This window comes from Geminicoccus sp., from assembly GCF_036263595.1.
In the GTDB taxonomy this organism is placed as follows: Bacteria; Pseudomonadota; Alphaproteobacteria; order Geminicoccales; family Geminicoccaceae; genus Geminicoccus.
In genome coordinates this window covers 25,034-47,472 of the sequence record NZ_DATAGQ010000139.1, presented here as the reverse complement: position 1 = coordinate 47,472, position 22,439 = coordinate 25,034, and the positions used below count along the sequence as shown (strand labels likewise).

The 22,439-nt window shown below is 68.8% G+C and carries 21 protein-coding genes; 7 read left to right on the top strand and 14 right to left on the bottom strand.

Annotated features, from left to right (window positions below; translation table 11 throughout):
* Positions 1-8 precede the first annotated feature (8 nt).
* Positions 9-956, top strand: a complete 948-nt coding sequence (locus tag VHL31_RS13690) for an ABC transporter ATP-binding protein (protein WP_329661781.1) — start codon at positions 9-11, stop codon at positions 954-956.
* Here the strand turns inward: VHL31_RS13690 and VHL31_RS13685 are convergent.
* From VHL31_RS13685 to VHL31_RS13675, 3 genes are all read right to left on the bottom strand, one after another.
* Complete coding sequence (locus VHL31_RS13685) at positions 896-1,672, bottom strand: helix-turn-helix domain-containing protein (protein ID WP_414653732.1); 777 nt, start codon at positions 1,670-1,672, stop codon at positions 896-898. The genes VHL31_RS13690 and VHL31_RS13685 overlap by 61 nt on opposite strands.
* A 119-nt stretch (positions 1,673-1,791) precedes the next feature.
* Positions 1,792-2,787, bottom strand: a complete 996-nt coding sequence (locus VHL31_RS13680) for a Gfo/Idh/MocA family oxidoreductase (protein WP_329661779.1) — start codon at positions 2,785-2,787, stop codon at positions 1,792-1,794.
* Positions 2,787-3,770, bottom strand: coding sequence for an MDR/zinc-dependent alcohol dehydrogenase-like family protein (locus VHL31_RS13675; RefSeq protein ID WP_329661778.1), 984 nt, complete (start codon positions 3,768-3,770; stop codon positions 2,787-2,789). Before VHL31_RS13675 ends, VHL31_RS13680 begins: the two co-directional genes overlap by 1 nt.
* 188 nt (positions 3,771-3,958) lie before the next feature.
* On the opposite strand from VHL31_RS13675, the gene VHL31_RS13670 reads away from it, so the two are divergent.
* Entirely contained in the window at positions 3,959-4,948 is a 990-nt protein-coding gene (locus VHL31_RS13670) for a CorA family divalent cation transporter (RefSeq protein WP_329661777.1), read from the top strand.
* 16 nt (positions 4,949-4,964) lie between these two features.
* On the opposite strand, the gene hemB is transcribed toward VHL31_RS13670, so the two are convergent.
* Complete coding sequence (gene hemB / locus VHL31_RS13665) at positions 4,965-5,963, bottom strand: porphobilinogen synthase (protein WP_329661776.1); 999 nt, start codon at positions 5,961-5,963, stop codon at positions 4,965-4,967.
* Between the two features lie 294 nt (positions 5,964-6,257).
* Here hemB and VHL31_RS13660 point away from each other — a divergent pair, with 294 nt between their 5' ends.
* The gene (locus VHL31_RS13660; RefSeq protein ID WP_329661775.1) at positions 6,258-6,716 is read left to right on the top strand and encodes a MarR family winged helix-turn-helix transcriptional regulator; all 459 of its coding nucleotides are present in this window, start codon (positions 6,258-6,260) and stop codon (positions 6,714-6,716) included.
* Between the two features lie 7 nt (positions 6,717-6,723).
* Here VHL31_RS13660 and VHL31_RS13655 read toward each other — a convergent pair whose 3' ends face one another.
* On the bottom strand, positions 6,724-7,272 hold the full coding sequence (locus VHL31_RS13655) for a DUF924 family protein (RefSeq protein ID WP_329661774.1): 549 nt from the start codon (positions 7,270-7,272) through the stop codon (positions 6,724-6,726).
* Positions 7,273-7,360: 88 nt separating this feature from the next.
* Here VHL31_RS13655 and purB point away from each other — a divergent pair, with 88 nt between their 5' ends.
* Together purB and VHL31_RS13645 are read left to right on the top strand one after the other, a co-directional pair.
* Positions 7,361-8,701: an adenylosuccinate lyase gene (purB, locus tag VHL31_RS13650; RefSeq protein WP_329661773.1), complete on the top strand. Its 1,341-nt coding sequence runs from the start codon at positions 7,361-7,363 to the stop codon at positions 8,699-8,701.
* Complete coding sequence (locus VHL31_RS13645) at positions 8,698-9,300, top strand: hypothetical protein (RefSeq protein ID WP_329661772.1); 603 nt, start codon at positions 8,698-8,700, stop codon at positions 9,298-9,300. Before purB ends, VHL31_RS13645 begins: the two co-directional genes overlap by 4 nt.
* 11 nt (positions 9,301-9,311) lie before the next feature.
* Here VHL31_RS13645 and VHL31_RS13640 read toward each other — a convergent pair whose 3' ends face one another.
* From VHL31_RS13640 to VHL31_RS13620, 5 genes are all read right to left on the bottom strand, one after another.
* The gene (locus VHL31_RS13640; protein ID WP_329661771.1) at positions 9,312-10,259 is read right to left on the bottom strand and encodes a hypothetical protein; all 948 of its coding nucleotides are present in this window, start codon (positions 10,257-10,259) and stop codon (positions 9,312-9,314) included.
* 61 nt (positions 10,260-10,320) lie between these two features.
* On the bottom strand, positions 10,321-12,780 hold the full coding sequence (hrpB, locus tag VHL31_RS13635; protein ID WP_329661770.1) for an ATP-dependent helicase HrpB: 2,460 nt from the start codon (positions 12,778-12,780) through the stop codon (positions 10,321-10,323).
* Between the two features lie 53 nt (positions 12,781-12,833).
* Positions 12,834-14,027, bottom strand: coding sequence for an acyltransferase (locus VHL31_RS13630; protein ID WP_329661769.1), 1,194 nt, complete (start codon positions 14,025-14,027; stop codon positions 12,834-12,836).
* Positions 14,028-14,078: 51 nt separating this feature from the next.
* A complete protein-coding gene (locus VHL31_RS13625) occupies positions 14,079-14,936 on the bottom strand; it encodes a universal stress protein (RefSeq protein ID WP_329661768.1) in 858 nt (285 codons plus the stop codon).
* A 10-nt stretch (positions 14,937-14,946) separates the two neighbouring features.
* Positions 14,947-16,413, bottom strand: a complete 1,467-nt coding sequence (locus VHL31_RS13620; RefSeq protein WP_414653731.1) for a SulP family inorganic anion transporter — start codon at positions 16,411-16,413, stop codon at positions 14,947-14,949.
* 526 nt (positions 16,414-16,939) lie between these two features.
* Between VHL31_RS13620 and VHL31_RS13615 the strand changes: the two genes are divergently transcribed.
* Positions 16,940-17,650: a VIT1/CCC1 transporter family protein gene (locus VHL31_RS13615; RefSeq protein ID WP_329661766.1), complete on the top strand. Its 711-nt coding sequence runs from the start codon at positions 16,940-16,942 to the stop codon at positions 17,648-17,650.
* 48 nt (positions 17,651-17,698) lie between these two features.
* Here the strand turns inward: VHL31_RS13615 and VHL31_RS13610 are convergent, their stop codons facing one another.
* From VHL31_RS13610 to VHL31_RS13600, 3 genes are all read right to left on the bottom strand, one after another.
* The gene (locus VHL31_RS13610) at positions 17,699-18,529 is read right to left on the bottom strand and encodes a sugar phosphate isomerase/epimerase (RefSeq protein ID WP_329661765.1); all 831 of its coding nucleotides are present in this window, start codon (positions 18,527-18,529) and stop codon (positions 17,699-17,701) included.
* Positions 18,530-19,139: 610 nt separating this feature from the next.
* Positions 19,140-19,397 carry a hypothetical protein gene (locus VHL31_RS13605; RefSeq protein WP_329661764.1) on the bottom strand — a complete coding sequence of 86 codons (258 nt, stop codon included), beginning with the start codon at positions 19,395-19,397 and terminating at the stop codon, positions 19,140-19,142.
* A 430-nt stretch (positions 19,398-19,827) separates the two neighbouring features.
* Positions 19,828-20,259: a SufE family protein gene (locus VHL31_RS13600; RefSeq protein WP_329661763.1), complete on the bottom strand. Its 432-nt coding sequence runs from the start codon at positions 20,257-20,259 to the stop codon at positions 19,828-19,830.
* Positions 20,260-20,334: 75 nt separating this feature from the next.
* Here VHL31_RS13600 and VHL31_RS13595 point away from each other — a divergent pair, with 75 nt between their 5' ends.
* The gene (locus VHL31_RS13595; protein ID WP_329661762.1) at positions 20,335-21,066 is read left to right on the top strand and encodes a type 1 glutamine amidotransferase; all 732 of its coding nucleotides are present in this window, start codon (positions 20,335-20,337) and stop codon (positions 21,064-21,066) included.
* Positions 21,067-21,188: 122 nt separating this feature from the next.
* On the opposite strand, the gene VHL31_RS13590 is transcribed toward VHL31_RS13595, so the two are convergent.
* Entirely contained in the window at positions 21,189-22,376 is a 1,188-nt protein-coding gene (locus VHL31_RS13590; protein ID WP_329661761.1) for a cyclopropane-fatty-acyl-phospholipid synthase family protein, read from the bottom strand.
* Between the last annotated feature and the right edge of the window lie 63 nt (positions 22,377-22,439).

Below are 22,439 nucleotides of genomic sequence, written 5' to 3'. Positions count from 1 at the left end.
TCGCCGCCATGGCCCTGCTGGGCGTGCTCTGGTTCGGCCTGGACGCGCTGGCGCGGGATGAGCTGGGTGCGCCGCTGCTGGTCGGCCTGCTCCTGGCCTGCCTTGGCAGTTTCGAGGCCTTGAGCGTGATCGTGCGCAGCGTCGCGAAGCTGGGTGCTGCCGCCGCTGCCGCCGACCGGCTGCTCGCCCTGGCCACCGCGCCCGCCTCCATCCAGGACCCCGCCGTTCCGGTCGCCTTTAAGCCCGGCCGGCTATTCCTGGAGAATGTTCGCTTCGGCCATGACCCGGACCATCCCGTGCTCGACGGGCTCAGCCTGGACGTGCCGGTCGGCCACCGGGTCGCGATCGTCGGGCCCAGCGGCGCTGGCAAGTCGACCCTGGCCGAGCTGGTGCTGCGGCTGCGCGACCCGCAGGGGGGCCGGGTGCTGATCGGCGCAACGGACCTGCACACCGTCCGGCAGGAGGATCTGCACCGCCATGTCGCTCTGCTCGGCCAGTCGGCACCGGTTTTCATCGGCACGATCCGCTCCAACCTGCTCATCGCACGCCCCGACGCCGACGATGCGGCACTCTGGCAGGCGCTGGACGACGCGCAGTTGGGCGACGTGGTGCGCAGCCTGCCGGATGGTCTGGATACCGCGATGGGCGAGGCCGGCCACAGCCTGTCGACGGGGCAGGCCCGCCGCCTGTGCCTGGCGCGCACGCTGCTGTCGCCGGCCGGCATCCTGGTGTTCGACGAGCCCACCAGCGGCCTGGACCGGGCGACCGAGCGGGCCTTCCTGGCCGACCTGGCGCGGGCAACGCAGGGCCGCACCGTGCTGCTGATCACCCATGCCGAGCTGCCGGACGGGACGGCCGACGCCATCTGGCGGCTGCGGGACGGAAAGCTGGTGCCTCAGCGCGCCTCGATGCCGGCCACCGCGGTCAGCGCCCGCCTGTCGACGATGTCGACCTGATGGGCATCCGGGAGGCGGATCAGGCCCTGGACACGCAGCTTGGTGAAGGAGCGGCTGACGGTCTCGATGGTCAGGCCCAGATAGTCGGCGATGTCGGTACGGGTCATCGGCAGGTGAACGGGGTTGAGCGCCCCGCCATGCTCGGCCGCCCTTGCCGACAGCACGAGGAGGAAGCTCGCCACCTTCTCGACAGGGGCCAGCCGGCCCAGGATCATCTGGCTGTCGCGGGCCTGGCGCAAGGCAATCCGCGTCATCTGGTGGAGCCGCTGCCGCAGGCGCGGGTAGCGGTCCATCAGCTTTTCCATCTCGCCGACCGTGAAGCCGCAAAGGCTGCAGTCGACCACGGCCTCCGCCGTCTGGTCGTGGACGTCCTCGTCGCCCAGGCCGAGATAGTCGCCCGGCAGCAGGAAGGCCGTGATCTGCCGGCGCCCGTCCGGGAGCATGGTATAAAGACGCAGCATGCCCGACGTCAGCGTGTACACGCGGTTGCGCGGCTGGCCCTGGTCCACCAGGGTGCGGTGCGTCTCCAGCTTGGTCGAGGTCATGATCGCCTGCAGCGCGCCAAGCTCGCTGTCGTCCAGCGCGGCACAGACCGCCTGCTTGCGCACGTCGCACTCGACGCAGACGTCACATGGCGGGCGATAGGTCCGGGTGGCGACGATATCCTGCGACTGTCTCACGATCGACCTGACGGCAGTGAGCGTTTCCGCCGCCATATAGGCAGATCCCGCGGCCGCGCGAACCACCTGCATCCACGCGCTCGCACGAACGGCCACGAAATGCCGCACCCGCGCCCGTTGAACTCGGCCGCAACTCAGGGAGGTCCCGCCCGAAGCTAGCGCCCGTAGATCCGGTCCAGCACCGCCGCCACCTCGACCAGCCGCGCGGACTGCGGGTCGAAGCCTGCTCCATCACGCAGCCGCATCGCCCAGTCCGCGGCCGCCCGGCCGCCCCACTCGTCCGGCGGCCCGGAAAGCTGCTCCCGGCCGGTGCCATGATAGCGCTCCGCCATGAAGTCGTAGAAGGACCCGCCGACATTGCGCAGGGCAGCTCCACCCTGCGTGCCGTAGAAGGCCGCCTCGATCCGTGCATCGCAGCCGGCATGGAGCCGCCAGGAGCAGGCCAGCTGCAGCACCGTGCCACCCGCCAGTTCCACCGTCGCCACGGCATAGTCCTCGACCTCCCCTAGACCCACCGGCCCACCCTGGGCCAATAGCCGGCCGGCAACGGAACCGACCTGCGGGAAGTCCAGCGCCCACAGAGCCAGGTCGACGAGATGCACGCCCAGATCCATGACGCAGCCGCCGCCGGCAAGAACAGGGTCGTAGAACCAGGGCTTGTCGGGCCCGTAGGCATTGTGGAACACGAGGTCGACGGCAAAGACCCGGCCCAACTCGCCTGAGCGCACGAGGTCGCGCACCTGCCGCATGCCTTGGGTGAAGCGGTAGGACAGGTCCACGGCCAGGAGCCGGTCGGCCCGCCTTGCCGCCTCCACCACGCCGCGCACTTCGGCCGCCGTGCGCCCCAGCGGTTTTTGGCAGAACACCGCCAGTCCGGCGTCGAGGGCACGGATCGACTGCTCGGCATGCATCGCGCTTGGCGTCGCGATCACGATGCCGTCCAGATCGAGATCGAGCATCTCCTCCAGGCCACCCACTGTCCGGGCCGAAGGGGCCAGCAGCAAGGCTGCCGCCTGCATCTCCGGGGACGGATCGGCGATCGAAGCCGCCTCGGCGGCACCGCTGGCCAGGATGGCCTCCATCCGATGCCGGCCGATCCAGCCCACGCCGAGAAAGCCCAGCCTGGGGAGGCGCTGCGAACGTGGCGCCATCACATCGTCACCAATGCTTTGAGAAATCCATCCGGCCGGTCGCGCGTGGCGTTCAGCGCGTCGCCCAGCCGGTCCAGGGGAAAGCGGTGCGTGTAGAGCGGGCCCGGATCCAGCCGCCCGGCCACGATTTCCTCCACCGCGTCGCGCATGCCCTGAAGATACTGCCGGGGATCACGCTCATGCGCGTTGACGACGTCCAGGCCCCGCCAGTTCCAGAGCTGCATGTTGACCTGCCGCGGCCCGTCCTGGTGGTAGCCCGCGATGATCAGCCGCCCGCGTTCCGCCGTGAGCTCCGCTGCCAGGTCCAGCGGCCATTGCTGGCCCACCGCCTCGATCACGCGCGGACAGAAGGTACCCCCGGTCAACTCCGTCACCTGCTCGATGATGGCGTAGTGGTCCTCCATCGGGATCGTCACCGCCGCCCCCATGCGCCGCGCCACCTCCAGCGAGAACGGGCGCCGCGAGATCGCCACGACTTTGGCACCGGCGTTCGCGGCGAGCCGGGTCAGGATGGCGCCCAGAAAGCCGATCCCGATGATCGCCACGGTCTGTCCGGGCTCGATGCCAGCCCGGCGCAACACGTTCATGGCGCAGCCCAGGGGCTCGCCCGGAAACGGCTGCCCGTCCAGGGCGGCCGGCAGCCGCACCACCGAGGCGGCGTCGACAAGGTCGTAAGCGGCATAGCTATGGTAGGAGAGGGCCGCGACCCGGTCGCCGACCGCCAGCCCCTGCACGCCCTCGCCCAGTTCGTCGACGATGCCCCAGCCTTCATGCCCGAGGCCTCCGGGCTCCGTCGGGAACTGCATCCACTCGGGTCCTGCCCAGGGCGTCAGGTTGGACGCGCACACCCCGCACCCCTCCAGCCTCACCCGTACCTGGCCGGCAGCCGGGCACGGCAGCCGCACCTGCTCGACCCGTAGCTGGCCGGGGCCGGTGACGACGGCCGCCGCCATCGTATCGCCATCGATCGCTGCAAGGCTCATGAACGCAGCCCGTCGCTTGCCATCGGGAAAGCTCCTTCTTCTTCAACAACCCGTGCGCACTAAAGGGCGGGGAGGGCCGAGGCTCCCATTCCCCCTGGCTCACCATGGTGAATGCCACGACCTAGATGGTCGAGGTCATGGACATGGGCTACTGCTGGAGCCTCCGGACCTTCGCCTGCAGGTGAGCCTTGCTGCGTTACTACCGACTGGATTCGGAACGCCTGATCCCGCTCTCGCCGGGCGCATCCGGCAGCCTGCCGCCAGATGCCAGCTGGATCGACCTGGTGGAGCCGACCGACGCGGAGGAGCGGTTCCTGGAAAAGGCACTGGGCCTCGACGTGCCGACGCGCGACGAGGCCAGCGAACTCCAGACCTCCAGCCGGCTGCGCGTGCAGGGCGGCACGCTCTACATGAGTGCCATCCTCCCTTATGGGCAGGAGCGCGAGCCCCTGCAGACGCTCCCCGTGACCTTCGTACGCACCGGCGGCCTGCTGCTCACCGTCCGCTATGGCCGGCCTGAAGCGGTCGACCATTTCGTGCAGCGTGCCGGTGCAGGCGAGTGGCAGCTCCGGCATGTGGACGACGTGCTGGCGGCACTGCTGGATGTCATCGTGGACCGGATCGCCGATCGGCTGGAATTCATCGGCAGCGACCTGAAGATGATCGAGCGGGCGATCTTCCACCGCGAGCAGGAGCGCAGCTCCCGTCGGCCGCTCAGCATCGGCAAGCGCATCCACGCCCTCCAGGGGGCCGTCGAGCAGATCGGCATCCACCACATGACCAGCTTCGGGCTCCGCGACTGCCTCCAGAGCCTGCAGCGGCTCCTGGTGTTCTGCCGCGCCCATCACGGCGACGCCGACGATGCCAGGAAGTTTCACACGATCGAGGAGGACCTGCGCGCGATCGCCGACTACGACAGCGACCTCAACAACAGCATGGACTTCATGGTCAACGCCACGGTCGGCCTGATCGACGTGCAGCAGAACAAGGTCATCTACGCCTTGTCGATTGCCGGCATCGTGCTCACCCCGCCCGTGCTGGTGGCGAGCATCTACGGCATGAACTTCGGCCACATGCCCGAGCTGCACTGGCCCTGGGGCTACGGCTGGGCGCTGACCCTGATGGCGGTGTCCGCCTCGGTGCCCTGGCTGCTGTTCAAGCTGAAGCACTGGCTCTGACGGCCAGGGCCGGCGGTCAGCCGTGCAGCCGCCGCGCAATGTCGAGGGCGGCGTAGGTGAGGATGCCGTCGGCACCGGCCCGCTTGAAGGCCAGCAGCGTCTCCATCATCGCGGCGTCGCCGTCCAGCCAGCCGTTCTGCGCCGCCGCCATCACCATCGCGTACTCGCCGCTCACCTGATAGGCAAAGGTCGGGACATCGTAGGTCTCCTTCACCCGCCGGATGATGTCGAGATAGGGAAGGCCGGGCTTGACCATCACCATGTCGGCCGCCTCGGCCAGGTCGACCGCCACCTCCCGCAGCGCCTCGGCGCTGTTGGCCGGGTCCATCTGGTAGGTCTTCTTGTCCGCCCGCCCGAGCGCCCTGCCGGAGCCGACCGCGTCGCGGAACGGCCCATAGAAGGCCGAGGCATACTTGGCGGCGTAGGACAGGATGATCGCGTCCGCGAAGCCCTGCTCGTCCAGCGCGCCGCGGATGGCGGCGATCCGGCCGTCCATCATGTCCGAGGGTGCCACGATGTCGCAGCCGGCCGCAGCCTGGCAGGAGGCCTGCCGGCACAGCGCCACGATCGTTTCGTCGTTCAGGATCCGGCCATCCTGGAGGATGCCGTCCTGGCCATGGGTCGTGTAGGGGTCCAGCGCCACGTCGGCGATCAGCCCGACCTCTGGCACCTCCCGCTTGAGCCGGCGCATCGCACGGCAGACCAGATTGTCCTCGTTCCAGGCTTCCCGGCCGTCCTCGGTTTTCCGCTCCACCGGGGTGACCGGGAACAGGGCCAGGGCAGGGACGCCCAGACGGGCCGCCTGCTCGGCTACGCCGACCAGATGGTCGATCGAGAGGCGCTCGACGCCCGGCATGCTCGCCACCGGCTCGCGCTTGTCCGCGCCGTCCAGCACGAACACCGGCAGGATCAGGTCGCTCGGCGCCAGCGTGGCCTCGGCGACCATGGCACGGATCCAGGGCGTCCGCCGGAGGCGGCGGGGCCTGGAACGCGGAAAAGCGGCGAAGGCTGTCACGGATCGTTCCGAAACGAGGTTGCTGGTCCACAGATAGCGCGTGCGGGGCGGCAGGATAAGCACTGGTTGTCCTGACTGCGACCGGCCGCCGCGATCTGCCATCTGCGCGCAGAACCGACGCAAATATCACCCTAGACGCGAATTTTTTCCAGCCTGCCTTTACCTACCGTTGACGCGTGGCGTTGTTCGCCGCCACATTCGCGGCGTTGGGGTGACCGTGGTCCAAGACGATCGAGGCGGGCGAGCGAGGTCCGCGCAGAGTTTGGGCAGAGGGCGACTGAGGACGAGGTTGACGTGAAGGACGCATATCTCGCTTCGATCCGGCTGATCGAACGTTTGCACCGTCGCTTCTTGGACGTGATCAAGACCGAGCTCGATCGTCTCGGCATCGAGGACATCAACAATGTCCAGACGCTGATCCTGTCGAACATCAATGCCGAGCAACTGACGGTGGGCGAACTGACGGTTCGCGGCTATTATCTGGGCTCGAACGTCTCCTACAACGTCAAGAAGCTGGTCGAGACTGGCTACCTGATCCAGGAGCGCTCCTTCCACGACCGGCGAATGACGCGGGTCCGCCTGTCCGCCAAGGGGCTGGAGCTGGTGGCCAAGATCGACGAGCTCTATGCGAAGAACGCCGAGGAGTTGGGCAGGGCCGGCATGAACGCCGACAACCTGACCGGCGTGAACGAGCTGCTGGGCTCGCTCGAGCGCTTCTGGAGCAACTATATCAGCCGCGCCTACCAGCGCTGAGGCTCCTTCAGAACGACGAGCCCGGCTCCTTCAGAAATTCTTCCTCCTCGGGTGTCGAGACGCGGCCCAGGATCAGGTTGCGGTGCGGGAAGCGGCCGAACCGCCTGATGATGACGCGATGCCGCTCGGCATAGTCCAGCATCTCCGGGTCCTCCAGCGTCGCCATCAGCCGGCAGCACAGGTCCTGGTCCTCCAGCCGCTCGGAATGTTCGAACGGCAGATAGAGGAACGGCCGACGGTCTTCGGGCACCTGCCTGTCGAGCCCTGCCGCCAGCACGTCCCGCGCCACTTCGCGGGCCTTGGCGTCGGAGGCAAACGCGCGAGGCGTACCCCGGTAGATGTTGCGCGGAAACTGGTCGAGCACGAGCAGGAGGGCGGTGGCGCCATCAGGCGTGGTCGTCCAGTCGTCGAGCCCCCCGGCGGTGGCCGGCAGGACCAGCTCCTCGAATGCCTCGCCCAGCGCCTGGTCGAACGTGACGTCCGCCTTGAACCAGGCAGTGCGGTCCGGCACCCCGAACCAGAAGGAAAGGATGTCCTCGACCGGCCTTCGATGCATGGCTGTCCCCCTGGCAGTGCCGTTCGCCCTTCATATGGTGGCCGATGAGCGCTATCGGATCCCCCTGTCCGACCGGAGCGCCCTTCAGATGATCCCTCGTTACGCCCGACCCGAGATGACGGCGATCTTTTCTCCTGAGGAGAAGCTGCGGCTGTGGCTGGAGATCGAGCTGTCGGCCGCCGAGGCGATGGCCGATCTGGGGCAGGTGCCGAAGGACGCGGTCACCGCCCTGCGGGCCGCTACCGAGCATGAGGCCGACAGGATCATCGACCCGGCGGCGGTCGAGGCGATCGAGGCGGTGACGCGGCACGACGTCATCGCCTTCCTGACCCACCTGGAGAACCTTTGCGGGGCGGACACGCGCTTCCTCCATCTGGGCCTGACCAGCTCGGACCTCCTGGACACGACCCTGGCCGTGCAGTTGAGCCGGGCGGCGGACCTCCTGACGGAGGGGCTCGATCGGCTCCTGGCCGCGCTGAAGGCCCGTGCGGAGGAGCATCGCAGCACCGCCACCATCGGCCGCAGCCATGCGATCCACGCCGAGCCCACCAGCTTCGGTGTCAAGCTCGCTGGCCACTACGCCGAGATCGACCGCTGCCGCGCCCGCCTCCAGGCGGCCCGTGCGGATATCGCCACCTGCGCCATCAGCGGTGCCGTCGGCACCTTCGCCAATATCGATCCCGCCGTGGAGGCGGCGGTGGCGGCAAGGCTCGGCCTCACGCCTGAGCCGGTTTCCACCCAGGTCATCCCGCGCGACCGCCATGCCCACTTCACCACCGTGCTGGCCATCATCGCCTCGGCGATCGAGCGCCTCGCGATCGAGGTGCGCCACCTCCAGCGCAGCGAGGTGCGCGAGGCCGAGGAGTTCTTCCACAAGGGGCAGAAGGGCAGCTCCGCCATGCCCCACAAGCGCAACCCGGTCCTCTCGGAGAACCTGACGGGCCTCGCCCGCATCGTCCGGGGCGCCGTCGTGCCGGCCCTGGAGAACGTGGCACTCTGGCACGAGCGGGACATCTCCCACAGCGCGGTCGAGCGCACCCTCCTGCCGGACGCCTGCATCGTGCTGGACTTCGCCCTGCATCGCGCAGCCGGCATGATCGAGAAGCTGGTCGTCTACCCCGACCGGATGAAGCGCAACCTCGACGCCTCGCTAGGCCTGTGGAACGCCCAGCGCGTGCTGCTGGCGCTTATCGAGACTGGCCTGCCCCGCCAGCGCGCCTACGAGCTGGTCCAGAAGAACGCCATGCGCTCCTGGGAAGCCGAGCGGCCGTTCCTGGCCGAGCTGCAGAACGACCCCGAGGTCGTGGAGCGGATTGATCCGACCCGCCTCGCCGGGCTGTTCGACCTCCACTACCACCTCAAGCATGTCGACACGATCTTCGAGCGGGTCTTCGGCCCGGCCCAGGTCGCCTGGACCACCCCGGGGTGAGGCCCGCCCAGCTCGCCTGGCTTCCCATCCTCCTGGCCCTCCTGCCGGCCGGGGCCGCCCGGGCGGGCATGTTGGTGGAGGGCAGGCTCCTGGACGTCCCGATCCGCCTGGAGGTCGGGCGTGACCCGAACCTGGTACGCGCCACCGTCGCAAGCTCGGAGCGCCTGATCGACCTGAAGGCGGAGCGGGTCTTCCAGCTGGGCAAGCCCGCCCGTGCCATCGATCTCGGCAACCTGCCGGACCCGGCCTCCACCTCGCGCTACGACCTTACCTACTGGGGCGGCAAGCGCCTGACGGTGGCCGGCCAGAAGGGCGGCTACTACGTCCTCACCCTGCAGGACACGACCTGCGGCGAGGCCCTGGTCGCCGCCTGGACCCGTCCCCTGATCGCGCCCCTGGTCGCCGCGGTCGACATCCTCCAGCGCAGCGAGCCGAAGCTGCTGCCGCTGGCCCGCCGCCACTGCGGCACGATCCCCTTTCGCGCCTACGCCATGCAGGGCTGGCCGCTGCTGGCCGGCTGGATCGACACCCGCGTCTTCGAAACCAGCCGCCTCGACATGAACCACCAGCCGGACGAGGATCGCTTCCTGCGGCCGTGAGTGGGCGACCGCTAGGCCTGCCCGAGGATCCAGCCCTCCCACTGCTTCACGTCCTGGCGCGTCACTGGCCCTTCGCAGCGATGGCCATCCGCGACCTCGATCATCCCGAGCAGGCCAATGAAGGCATCAAATTTGTCACCGCACTTGCCGGTACCGAAGCCATTCTGGACGGCCAGCAGGGCTTGCGGCGAAAGATCGACCATTCTCTGAGCTACCCATTTGTGGATAGCGCTGCCCTTCGCTTGCCGATCCGCCTGAACGAGCTTGCTGCCAGGTGGGAAGCTGACGCCGAGAAACCGGCCCGCGGCGGCAGGATAGGTCTCCGCGATGACCACGCCGGGCTGCGCGGCGCAGTCAGCAAGCGGGCCATGGAACGGCCAGAGCCTGACATGCGGATCGAGAAGCCCGGGCAGGACAATGTTCTGCCATCCATGCAGGGCGGCCCGCCCAACCTGGTTGCCGCCGAGCGTCCAGAACAGGCTGCAGGCGGGCCTTTGCCCCTGAACCTTCTCGCATTCCCGTAGCAGGTCGGCGAAGGCCGCGACCTTCAGCCCGGTCACCAGGCTCTGCTGCGTGACGCCCTTCGTCGGCGTCCGCGGATAGAAGGGCTGGTGAACGCTGATCCCCGCCGGACTGTTCACGATCGTGAAGAAGCGGGACCATTCACCTTCGCCGAACACCTGCAGCGCGGACAGAAAGTCCGGAAGCTTGGTCTGCCGCGCATAGGCAACCGGCAGTCCGATCGGAAAATCGAATCCGAGCAGGACGCGCCGGCCCTTGGCTGCCGACTGCAGGGCCCGGGCCAGCAGCGCCCCAGGCGTCGGTACCGGCTGAGGTGCATCCACCTGCCAGCGCCCGTCCACCCGAACGGCCTGTGCCCACCATCGCCCCTGCGGCGCCATGCTCCAGTCGGCGTGCACGATCTCGTCGAACATCCTGGCGACCTCGCCAAAACCCATCCCACGCCCATTCTACACGTCATCATCGTGTTAGGATGCAGGGAAGGGCCGCGGCGCACGCCTAGCACGGCCGCACCTTTGCCGTCGCTGGGGCACTGGCCGGGTCGTCCGGCCAGAAATGCTTGGGATAGCGGCCTTTCAGGTCCTTCTTCGTGGCCGGCCACCCGCTCGTCCAGAACCCGGCCAGGTCCGAGGTGATCGCCGCCGGCCGTCCGGCCGGCGAGAGCAGGTGCAGCACGCAGGGGATCCGTCCCCCGGCAAGCACGGGGCCCTGGCCGGCGCCGAACATCTCCTGCAGCCGCACCGCCAGCACGGGCGGCTCGACGCCATAGTCGATGGCATGGCGTGTGCCGGCCGGTGTCGTCCAATGGGTCGGCAGCTGCGTGTCGAGCCGGGTCCGGCTGGCGTGATCCAGCCTCGCCGACAGCACCGCGTGCCAGTCCAGCCTCGACGCCGCATCGACCGAGCGGATGCCATCCAGCCACCCCGCCAACAAGACGGGCGCATCCTGGGCCAGCCTCGCATCCGACAGGTCGGGCAGGCTCGAGCCTGCTCCTTCGACCGAGCGCAGCAGCAAGACCCGCCGTCGCAGCCGGTCCGCCGAAGGTGTTGCCGCGATCAACTCGGGCAGGCGCGGGGCCAGCGCCTCGACCAGGATCCGCTGGACGTCCTCGGCCGGCGCTTCGGTCTCGCTGGCGCGCAGCTCGAGTGAGCCCAGCAGCGTCACGCGCCTGGCCACCACCCGGCTGGTCTGCGGGTCGATCCGCGTCTCGGTCACCTCGCGAAGCCGCATGGGATCGAGATCGGCGGGATCGATCGCGGCGGCCAGCCGGCAGGTCCCGTCCGCGCCCCGATCGTCCAGCTCCGCCACTACGATCCAGGGCTGCTGGGCCAAGGGATCGCCCGCATCCACCTTCACGCCCCGCCCGTTCGCCAGCCGGTACGAGCCGGGCCCGCGCCGCTTGCCGATCCGGTCGGGATAGGCGGCGGCCAGCAGCGCACCGGCCTGGCCCGGCTCGATCCGGCTGCGGTCGAACCGCCCGCGCCCGAGCTGCCGGGCGATGTCCAGGGCCTGGCTCCGCCTGGCCGGATCGCCCCGGCCTTCCTGAAGTGCGGAGAGGCGCAACGAGAGGTCGGTCGAGGCGGTGCCTGGCAGCAGGTCGCGGCTGGCCAGGAGGGCAGCGAGCGCGATCCCCGTGGAGAGCTGGCCCGCCTCCTCCGCCGCCATGATCATCGCCGCCAGCCGCGGATGCACCGGCATGGCGGCCATCCGTCGTCCGGCCGCGGTCACCTGCCCGTCGGCACCGACGGCGCCGAGCTCCCGCAGCATGGCCATCGCGACCGCGATGCCGGCAGGCGGGGGCGGGTCCAGCCATGCCAGCTGCGCCGGATCGGCCACGCCCCAGACCAGCAGCTCCAGCACCAGGGGCACCAGGTCGGCATCGGTGATCTCGGGCGGGAGGTGCGGGAGCATCGCCCGCTCCTCGGCCACGGGCCACAGGCGCAGGCACACGCCCGGCTCCAGCCGCCCGGCACGCCCGCGGCGCTGCTCGGCATTGGCCAGGGCGATCCGCCTGGTCACCAGGGCGGACGTGCCGGTGCGCGGGGAGAAGCGCGGCTTGCGGGCAAGGCCGCTGTCGACAACGACCCGCACGCCCTCGATGGTGAGGCTGGTCTCGGCGATGTCGGTGGCCAGCACGATCTTGCGCTGTCCCGCCGCCGTCGGCCGGATCGCCCGGTCCTGGGCCTCGCGCGGCAGGTCGCCGAACAGGGGATGCACCTCCACCCGCGGGTCGTCGATCCGGTTTCGCAGGTAGGTGGCGGCCCGCCCGATCTCCGCCTGTCCCGGCAGGAAGGCCAGGATCGAGCCTTGCTCGGTGGCGAGCGCGTCAAGGCAGGCCTGCGCCACCGCCCGGTCGACCGGCTCGGCCGGATCCCGGCCATGATGCCTGGTCGCCACCGGGAACATCCGGCCTTCGCTGCGCACGACCGGCGCCTCGCCCAGCAGCCGCGCCACGGCCACGCCGTCCAGTGTTGCCGACATCACCACGAGGCGGAGGTCCGGCCGCAGCGCAGCCCGCATGTCCAAGGTGAGGGCCAGCGCCAGGTCGGCATCGAGCGAACGCTCGTGGAATTCGTCGAACAGCACCGCCGCCACGTCCGACAGCTCCGGATCGCCCTGCAGCCTGCGCAGGAACAGGCCCTCGGTCAGCACCTCCACGACCGTGGCAGGCCCGATCCGCCGCTCAAAGCGCATGGCGTAGCCGACCGTCCCGCCGACCTTCTCGCCGAGCAGGTCGGCCATGCGCGAGGCGGCCGCCCGTGCTGCCAGCCGGCGCGGCTCCAGCACCACCAGCTTGCGCCCCTGACGCCAGGGTGCGTCGAGCAGGGCCAGCGGCACGAGCGTCGTCTTGCCCGCCCCCGGCGGCGCTTCCAGCACGGCCTGCCCATGGGTCTGCAGCGCCCGGGCGAGGTCGGGCAGGACCGGGCGGATCGGCAGGTCGGGCAGGTCGGGTGTCATCGAGGCTGCGCTAGCAGAACGCAGCGTCGATGCCAAAGCGGACCCGTGCTTGGTCAGCCGACGGCCGGCGCGGCGCTGAGCGGCTGGGCGGGAAGCTTCGTGTGCACCAGGAACCGGCTCTCGTAGAAGGTGAAGGACAGCCAGGCGATCCCGATGGTGACGACCAGGTAGATGCCGAACATGCCGAGGACGACGGGGCTGAAGCGGCCGGCGCCCGGGAAGTAGGTCTCCCATAAGGCGAAGGTCAGCATGATCAGCGCGCCATGGATGAGGTAGACGCCATAGGAGATGCGGCCCAGCAGGAGGAGCGGCGGCAGGGTCAGGAACCAGCGCAGGAGGCCGCGGTCCACCAGCGCCACGGCTACGAGCCCGGCACAGCCCATGATCAGCAGCGTGTAGCCGACGCTCTCCTGGAGATGGCCGGACATGAAGAGCTGGTAGGGCACGTCGCGATGCACCAGCGCGATATAGGCGCCATAGGCAAGGAACAGGGCGCCTGGGACCAGCAGCAGCCACCAGGCCCTGGCGCGCAGCTGGACGAGCGAGCGCTCGTAGATCGCGGCCAGGCCGCCCAGGGCGAAGGCGTCGAAGTGGAAGAAGGAGAGGACGTAGATGAAGCCGCCCGGCTTGATGGTCAGCCAGCTGGCGTCCGCTTCGAGCATGGCGGCGGCGGCCCCGCGCAGCAGCGGCGAGGCGACCACGATCGCCGCCAGCACCACCTTCAGCCGCGACATGCTGAGGTAGAAGACCAGCAGCGGCGCCAGCAAGTAGAAATGCATCTCGACGCCGAGACTCCAGAAATGATCGTAGTAAAGGGAGTGCTTGATGGTCGAGAAGGGCTTGACGAAGTTGTGGAGGAACAAGGCGAGCCCGGGAACCGTGTAGGTCAGCAGGTCCCAGCGGGCCAGGATTGCCACGACGACGGCCATCACCAGGAGCAGGAGGTAGTAGAGCGGCAAGAGGCGCATGCAGCGCCGGTACATGAAGCCGCCATAGAACGGGCGGAGCGGCATCGAGGGCTTCGCCTGCCGGATCGTCACGAGGTTCCGGAAGATGAAGAAGCCGGACAGGATGAAGAACAGCCAGACGCCGCTCCAGCCGAACGGCAGGAATTTCCAGTGGAACAGGATCACCAGGAACACGGCGATGCCGCGCAGGCCGTCCAGCGGCACCAGACGCCCATGGGCCTGTCCGGCACCCAGCTCGCCACGAACGTCCGGCAGCGCCAGGGTCGAGGAGTACGCCATGTCGTCAGCTTCTCCGCAATGCCGCCAAAACTGGGTGCAATCTGGCCTTCATCAGCGAAACAGCATGATCGGGACCTTGCACGACCGGATCATCTCGGTGGTCGTGCTGCCGATGAACAGGTTGCGCAGCCTTGCATGGCCGAAGGCACCCATCACTAGCAGATCGATAGCTTGGTCCTGGACATGGCGGGCGATCACCTTGTCGGCCTCGCCCGGCACGATCCAGCCCTCCGCCGCATAGCCGGCCGCACGGAGCACACCCTGGGCCTGCTCCAGCGCCTCCCGCGCTGCCGTCGTCTCGCCGCCGACCGTAAGGAGGTGGATCTCCAGCCCCTTCAGCAACGCACCATAAGCGATGAACGACACGGCCTTGGTGGCGCTCTGGCCGCCGTCGAACGCGATCAGGACCCGCCGGATCGGCTGGAAGCTCCGTGCAGCCACCAGCACCGGCTTGTGCGCCGCCCGTGCCACCCGCTCCAGGTTCGAGCCGAGGTGCAGCTTCGCGAAATCGGCCGCCTCGCCGCGCTTGCCGATCACGATCAGGTCGGCATCGGCCTGCAACTCCTGAACCGTCTCGAGCAGGTCGCCGACACGGAGCTTCGGCGGCGGCACGGTGACACCCGCCGCCTCCAGCCGCGCCTTGGCCTGGGCCAGGATCAGCCGGCCGCGCTGCTGGGCCAGCTTCGCCTTCTGGGCATCCAGGGCAGCAAGCTCCGCCAGCAGCGTTTCCTGCGCATCGAAGCCGAGGTCGCCGCTCAGGTTCACGGGCGTGCTGGCGCTGTCGCGCCGGCCCAGCACATGGACGAGTTCCACCGATCGCCCGGTGCGGCCAGCTGCCCAGCCTGCCAGGTCGCAGACGCTGGCGGCGTAGACCGAGCCGTCGATCAGGGCGAGGATCGTGTCGCTCATGCTTGCCTCCCTAGTGGCTGGCCAGGCGCTCCAGGGCACCCGGCTTGTCGTGTTCTGCAAGCCTGTCCACGATCGTCTCGCTGGCCTCGTTCATGCCGACCAGTTCGACATCGGCACCCTCGCGCCGGAACTTCAGGATCGCCCGGTCCAGCGCCGCCACGCTCGAAATGTCCCAGATATGCGCCCGGCCGACATCGATCGTGACCTTGTCCAGCACCTCCTTGAAGTCGAAGGCCTGCATGAACGCCTCGGCCGAGGCGAAGAAGAGCTGGCCCTCCACACGGTAGGTCCGCGCGGTGCCGTCCTCCGAAAGCTCGGAGGTCACACGGAAGATTCGGGCGATCTTCCAGGCGAAGAAGATCCCGGACATCAGCACGCCGATCACCACGCCGATCGCCAGGTTGTGCGTGATCACCACCCCGGCCACCGTCGCCAGCATCACCATGCTGGACGAGCGCGGGTGGGTGCGCAGGTTGCGGATCGACCGCCAGCTGAAGGTGCCGATCGAGACCATGATCATGATCGCGACCAGCGCCGCCATCGGGATCACCGCGACCCACTCGCCTAGCACCACGATCAGGAACAGGAGGAAGATCCCTGCCGCGAAGGTCGAGAGCCGTCCACGGCCGCCCGACTTCACGTTGATGATCGACTGGCCGATCATGGCGCAGCCAGCCATGCCGCCGATGAAGCCGGTGCAGAAGTTAGCGATCCCCTGGCCGAAGCACTCCTGGCGCTTGTCGCTGCCGGTATCGGTCAGGTCGTCGACGATCTGGGCGGTCATCAGCGATTCGAGCAGGCCCACGGCCGCCACGCCCAGCGAGTAGGGCAGGATGATCCTCAGCGTCTCAAGGTCGAAGGGCACGTTCGGGACGAAGAAGCTCGGCAGGGCCGAGGGCAACTCGCCCATGTCGACCACCGTGCGCAGGTTCAGGCCCAGGACCAGCGAGATCGCGGTCAGCACGATGATGCAGACCAGGGGCGAGGGCACCGACCTGGTCAGGCGCGGGAAGAGATAGATGATGGCAAGCCCGGCTGCGACCATGACATAGGTCAGGGGCGGCACGCCGATCAGCTCGGGCAGCTGGGCCATGAAGATCAGGATCGCCAGCGCGTTGACGAAGCCGGTCATCACCGAGCTGGACACGAAGCGCATCGCCCGGTCCAGCCGCAGCAGCCCCGCCAGGACCTGCAGCACGCCCGCCAGCACGGTGGCCGCCAGCAGGTAGTCCAGCCCGTGCTCCCGCACCAGCGTGCCCATCAATACGGCCGTGGCCGCGGTGGCTGCCGAAATCATGGCCGGCCGGCCGCCGGCAATGGCGGTGATCACCGCGATCGAGAAGGAGGCGTAGAGCCCGACCTTCGGGTCGACGCCGGCGATGATCGAGAACGCGATCGCCTCGGGAATGAGCGCCAGCGCTACCACCAGGGCTGCCAGCAGGTCGGCCTTGATGTTGCCGAACCACACCGCGTGCATCCGCGCCAGCCAGGCACTGCCCATAAGAATCATCCATCGAAAGAAGATGCGCGCCGATGCGACATCGAAAGGATCAACACAACCACGTGCCACCGGCGGCAGCACGCCCAGCGCATGACAACATGCAGAAAAGACTCGCAGCCTGCCGATCAGGTTGCGCTCTGCATGCACACGGGATGGGATGCGATCCTACATTGGCCTGTCGCGAGGGAGGGACCATACGAGATATGGTCACTGCGCTGCAGCGCGGAGGAAACTAGGGGCGGCCACGTCCTTCGGCAACCCACGCAGAGCACGCGCGTCCAGGCGATGGAGTCGCACGGCTGGCCGGCGGGGCCGTCGCAACGGCATCCCGGGGAGGTCGGGTGCAGGCGGCTTCCTCCATTGCGCCGATACCTCAGGAGCGTGGTGATGGAACGGCCGTTGGCCAGCGCGCATGGCACGCCGCCAATCGGCACGGCAGGATCGGGCGGCTTGAAGGCGCCGGCCAGCCAGGCCGACGCTCCAGCGGGCGGGAGGTTTGGGGTTGGATGAACCTGACGGCAGCCTCGATAGCGAGCTGCCCATGACGAGCCCGCAGGTCAGCTACCTCCGGGACTGCATCTATGGCGGCATCGACGGGGTCGTGACGACCTTCGCCATCGTCGCGGGCGTGGTCGCCGCCGACCTGTCGCCCCGGATCGTCCTGATCCTGGGCGTGGCCCACCTCGTGAGCGACGGCTTTTCGATGGCCGCCAGCAATTTCAGCGGCACCAAGTCCGAGCATGACGAGTTCGCCTGGCTGCGTGCCAGCGAGGAAGGACGGATCGAGCGCCTGCCCGGCGAAGAGCGCGACAAGGTCCGCCGGATCTACCGGGCCAAGGGCGTTGCCGGCCTGGACCTCGAACGCGTCGTGAGCGTGCTCACGGCCGACCGCGAGCGCTGGATCGGCACGATGATGTCCGAGGCCTACAACCAGCCCAAGCTCCTGCGCACGCCCTGGAAGGCGGCGTTCGCGACCTTTGCCGCCTTTCTCGTCTGCGGCGCCATCCCGCTGCTGCCCTTTGCCGTGCAGAGCCCCAGCGCCGTCGAGGTCTCGCTCGTTTCCACGGCCCTCGTCTTCTTCGGCATCGGCTCCATCAAGAGCCGCTGGACCACCGCCAGCTGGTGGCGCTCCGGCCTCGAAACCCTGACGGTCGGCCTCGCCGCCGCCGGCCTCGCCTATATCGTCGGTCACTACCTCAAGGACCTGGTGTAGCCGGCCCGAGGCGACGACCGTCCGAGGCGTCGCCTCCTGGTTGGCGCGTCAGCTCCCGAAGCGGCGCAATGCGGCACGGTTCTGCCTGACCGCCAGCGCCGGGTCTTGGGCGGCCTCGTCGGATTCCTCTTCCAGGACCAGCCAGCCGTTGAAATGCGGCGCCGCCCGGGCGATGGCGATCACCCCGTCCACATCGCAGATGCCCGCACCCAGCATCCGCCACCGGCCGGCCGCGTCAACATCCTTGAGGTGCAGGTAGCGGATCCTTGCCCGATAGGTCTCCATCGTGTCCAGGAGATCCTGGCCGCCCCGGATGATGTGGCCGGTATCGGGAACCCAGCCGATCAGTTCCGGATCGGTCAGCGCCATGATCCGGTCGTAGTCGCCACGGTCGAACAGGAGCGTGTCGTGGTGCGAACTCGGGTGGAAGGCGGCGGGTACGCCGGCACGCCGGCCGCGTTCCCCGGCTGCGTTATAGAAGCGGGCGGCTGCCGCGAACTTGTCCGGACGGGGGCCCGCCGACATGACCGTGGCGCTGCCAAGCGACAGGTGCGCGCCCGGGAACGTCCCGGCAAAGGCCAGCGCCCGGTCGACCATGGCCAGGTCCTCGGCCAGCGCCGCTTCCTCCGTAAAGCCACTGGCGCTGCCGCAGGCAAAGGCCACCAGGCTCAGGCCGTGCGCGCGCAGCGCCAGACCGAACGCGGCCGGCCGGTCCGCATAGGGCCCGATCATCGTGTCGGTGATCTCGATCCCGGCATAGCCGGCCTCGGCGATCACCTTCAGCAGGTCGTCGGTGCCCCCGGTCCAGGCCGGCCCCAGCATCTCCCAGGTGAAGGTCTGGCACCCGGCCGCCAGCGGCCGGCTAGTTTCCTGGTCCATTCGTTTCCGGCCCCCGAGCAGCGTCGCCGGTCAAGCGGAAGCAACCGGCCGCTTGTTGTCAACGCTGCACGCCCCGTTCCGCCACTCGTTCCGCGTCGGCCGGCCGCATCGGCCGTGGCCGTCCTGGGCGGATTCCGGTTCCACGCGGCATGCCGGCTTGCCTTGGAGACGCCGCTACCGGGTGGACACGCGGCTCGGCCATCGGCCGCGAGCCATTCACGGAGGCCCTCCCGCATGGCCCACCCGTAGCCGCCGATCATGGCCGGCCATCTTGCTGGACGACCAGCGAGCTGTCCGGTCGGCCGCGGCGCCATGCTTGCCAGATCGATCGCAGCATGACGATCGATGGCCCGCCACCAGATGGGCTTGGTACCGACGAAGCTGCGCTGCCCTCGCCGCTCGCGGTGCTGGTTCAACTTCAGCGAACGGGGCTTCAGCCAGACCCGCCTCTGCCAGGTCGATCAGGAAGCGTGAGAGCGTCCCTTCGCAACCTCCTGGCTGATGAACGGCCCTGCCGTCGATCCACTGGAAATCGGGTGATCGGTCTCATGGCCGGTCGTCGGATCCGGCACCGCGTCCTCCATCCCGAGGACGCAAGGGCGGCGGAAGCTCAGCCGGCCGGCCAGGGCTTCGTCGCGATCACGATCCGACAGCCGGTATCCTTGCCGCTTAGCAGGAACGGCAAGGCCGCCTGCTTTGCCGGGGGCAGGGCCTTGAGTTGCAGCAGCGGCGGATAGGCAGGCCGTCCGGTCGGTGCCCGGCGCATCGATCCCGGTAGCGCCTCGACCTGCGCCCAGTCGACCTGCGCCCAGTCCACCTGCGCCTTGTACCGCTCCAGGCGCTGGTTGCTGCCAAAGGCCGCCGGCAACAAAGCTTCCACCAGGCTCAACGGGCCCACCGCCAGGCACAACCTGGCTGCCTCCCGCTCTGATGCGCAGGATCGAATCACACCAGCAGCGCCAGGACCAGGGTTTCGCGGCCGTCTCCAAAGGAACGGCAGGCTCATCCGTGAATGAGTGGCGCCGCGGGTCGCCTTCGGCCGGCCAGATGCCAGATGCTCGAACGGCAGATGTCGTCCCTGGTTGGCGGTTGCGCACTCGACGCCGGCCAAAGGAGCCACTCGGGGGCGGCAAGGCCTTTGGCCTGTCGCGGCCGCCGATCGCTACTTCCAAGGAGCCCTGCCTGACCCCGCTCCGGCCGCCGATCGTCGAGCCGGATGCGGACGCCGGCCGGCCGCCGCATCGACGCGCTCGACAGCGGACGCCCGCCGGTCGTGGCCGCTCCTGAGCGTTCGAGGTTCAGCCCGGCCGGGCGGAGCCGGCCTGGCTGGTGGCGATTGCCTGGAGCCGGCCGATCATCGAGTAGAGCCCGTTGGAGCGGGATGGGGTGAGATAGCGCTCCAGGCCGATCTCCTTGAGCACCTCGGGCGGGTTGGCCAGGATCTCGTCCGGGGGCAGGCGGTCGTAGAGCCGCAGCAGGAGCGCGATCAGGCCCTTGACCAGGATCGCGTCGCTGTCGGCGTAGAAATGGACCAGTCCGCCCTCGTCCACGCCCACCATCCAGACCTGGCTCTGGCAGCCGGACACGCGCGACGCGTCCGTCTTGAGCGCGGGGTCCATGGGCGGCAGCGTCTTGCCGAGGTCCATCACGTTCTCGAGCTTGTCGCGCCAGTCGTCGAACAGGGCGAACTCGTCGCGCAGCTCCTGGGCGCGCTCGGCAAATCTCGTCACGATCGCTGAAGAACTCCTCTTCCCGTCCGCCGGCGCAACCGGCATGTCGAGACAGCACCTGCCCGGAACCGCCCGATGCCGCCTCGGATCCTGATCGTCCAGAACAATCTGGAGAGCCCCGCCGGACTTCTCCAGGAAGAGGCCTTGCGACGCGGCATCGAGCCCCGCGTCCTCCATGGCGACTCTGCGCTGCGCCTGCCCGAGGACGCGGGCCAGCATGACGGCCTCCTGATCCTGGGCGGGACCATGAACGCCCTGGCCGATCATGTCTGCCCCTATTTCCCTTCACTTCTGGCCCTGGCCCGCGCCATGGACCGCGCCCATCGGCCGGTCATGGGCATCTGCCTGGGCGCCCAGCTTCTGGCGCGCGCCTGGGGCGGGCGCTCCCGGATCGGCGGGGCGCCCGAATACGGCTTCGTGCCCGTCCGTCGCACCGACGCGGCCGCAGCCGACCCGCTCCTCCAGGCGGTCCCGGACGGCATCGCCTTCATGCAGTGGCACGACGACACCTTCGACCTGCCGCCAGAGGCCAGCTTGCTGATGCGCGGCACCGGTTGCGCCAACCAGGTCTGGCGCGCCGGCAACGCGACCTGGGGGTTCCAGCCGCATATCGAGGTGACCGGCCCGATCCTGACGAGCTGGGGTCGCCTGCGCATGGAGCTGACCGGCGATCCGAAGGCCCCGGAACTCCTGCGCGCCGCCACGGACAGCCATCTTGCCGCCGCAACCGAGGCGGCCCGTACCATTGCCGGCCGCTTTGCCGATCTGGTCGTCCAGGCAGCCAAGCAGCGACAAGAGGCAGCCTGACCGCCCTTCCGGCCTGACGCCAGCTGGTACATCGTTGGTGTCTCGACGATCCTGGTACCTCCGCTGCCGCCACGTCCGACGTTGTAGCACCCGGAGGTTAAGGAAAGGTTGAGGCTGTCAGGTCAGCGTGTGTAGGCGACCTGCACCACGTCGATATTGTCGGTCCGGAACCCTGCCTCGCAATAGGCCAGGTAGAACTCCCAGATCCGCTTGAACCGCCGGTCGAAGCCCATCGGCGCCAGCTCCGGCCAGGCCGCCTGGAAGCGCCGGTTCCACTCGGCCAGCGTGTCGGCATAGGCCTCGGCATGGCCAGTCATCGTCTGGCAGGTCAGGCCTGCGGCGCTGGCCAGACGGTCCAGCACGGTCTTGGTCGGCAGCATGCCGCCCGGGAACACGTAGCGCTGGATGAAATCGGCGCTCTTGCGGTAGTTCTCCCAGTTGCGCTCGTGGATGGTGATGACCTGCAGCGCAGCTCTGCCGCCGTCTTTCAGAACGTCGCGGAGCTTGGCGAAATAGGTGGGCCAGAAACGCTCGCCGACTGCCTCAAACATCTCGATGGAGGTGACCGCGTCGAAGCGGCCCTCGACGTCGCGATAGTCGCGGATCTCGATCTTCACCCGGTCGGCCAAGCCGGCCTCGAAGATGCGCTGGCGGGCGAACTCGGCCTGGGCCTGGCTGATGGTGAGGCCGGTCACCTTGGCGCCGAACTCCTTGGCGGCCAGCTCGGCGAAGCTTCCCCAGCCGCAGCCGATCTCCAGCACATGGGCACCCGGCCGGATGCCGGTGAGCTCGGCGATCCGGCGCAGCTTGGCGAGCTGGGCCTCTTCCAGCGTGGCGTCCGGCCGCTCGTAGACCCCGGCGGAATAGGTCATCGAGGGGTCCAGCCAGCGCTGGTAGAAGCTGTTGCCCAGGTCGTAATGGGCATGGATGTTCTTCCGGCTGCCGCGCCTGGTATTCGGGCGGAACAGGTGGGTGAGCCTGGCAGCGACGCGGACCCATGACCTGCCGTAGTAGCGGTCGGCAAAGGGCTGCTCGTTCTGCGCCAGCAGCTTGAGCAGGGCGGCCAGGTCCGGGCTGTCCCAGTCGCCGTCCAGGTAGGAATCGGCAAAGCCGTTGGCACCGCCGGTGAGAAAGCGCCGGACGACCCGGGCGCGATGCAGGACCATCTCGGCCGCAGGGCCGGGAAGGCGGCCTTCGAACGCATGTCGCGACCCGTCCGGCAGGACCAGGGTGAGCTTGCCCGCCTGGAGTTGCGCCGCCATGCCCAGCAGGAGCTTGATGCCGCCCTTGCCGCCGACCTGAGCTATCACCGGTTCGTTTCCCCGTTTCAGCTTTCCCGCTGCCGCATGCTTATCGCGGTGTCCGGGCAGCTT

Coding starts and splice junctions, on each gene's coding strand:
- VHL31_RS13595 (WP_329661762.1), top strand. CDS start 20,335: ATGCCGCCTCGGATCCTGATCGTCCAGAACAATCTGGAGAGCCCCGCC.
- VHL31_RS13690 (WP_329661781.1), top strand. CDS start 9: ATGGCCCTGCTGGGCGTGCTCTGGTTCGGCCTGGACGCGCTGGCGCGG.
- VHL31_RS13680 (WP_329661779.1), bottom strand. CDS start 2,787: ATGGCGCCACGTTCGCAGCGCCTCCCCAGGCTGGGCTTTCTCGGCGTG.
- VHL31_RS13655 (WP_329661774.1), bottom strand. CDS start 7,272: ATGCATCGAAGGCCGGTCGAGGACATCCTTTCCTTCTGGTTCGGGGTG.
- purB (WP_329661773.1), top strand. CDS start 7,361: ATGATCCCTCGTTACGCCCGACCCGAGATGACGGCGATCTTTTCTCCT.
- VHL31_RS13625 (WP_329661768.1), bottom strand. CDS start 14,936: ATGAGCGACACGATCCTCGCCCTGATCGACGGCTCGGTCTACGCCGCC.
- VHL31_RS13620 (WP_414653731.1), bottom strand. CDS start 16,413: ATGCACGCGGTGTGGTTCGGCAACATCAAGGCCGACCTGCTGGCAGCC.
- VHL31_RS13610 (WP_329661765.1), bottom strand. CDS start 18,529: ATGGACCAGGAAACTAGCCGGCCGCTGGCGGCCGGGTGCCAGACCTTC.
- VHL31_RS13630 (WP_329661769.1), bottom strand. CDS start 14,027: ATGGCGTACTCCTCGACCCTGGCGCTGCCGGACGTTCGTGGCGAGCTG.
- hrpB (WP_329661770.1), bottom strand. CDS start 12,780: ATGACACCCGACCTGCCCGACCTGCCGATCCGCCCGGTCCTGCCCGAC.
- VHL31_RS13685 (WP_414653732.1), bottom strand. CDS start 1,672: ATGGCGGCGGAAACGCTCACTGCCGTCAGGTCGATCGTGAGACAGTCG.
- VHL31_RS13640 (WP_329661771.1), bottom strand. CDS start 10,259: ATGGGTTTTGGCGAGGTCGCCAGGATGTTCGACGAGATCGTGCACGCC.
- VHL31_RS13675 (WP_329661778.1), bottom strand. CDS start 3,770: ATGAGCCTTGCAGCGATCGATGGCGATACGATGGCGGCGGCCGTCGTC.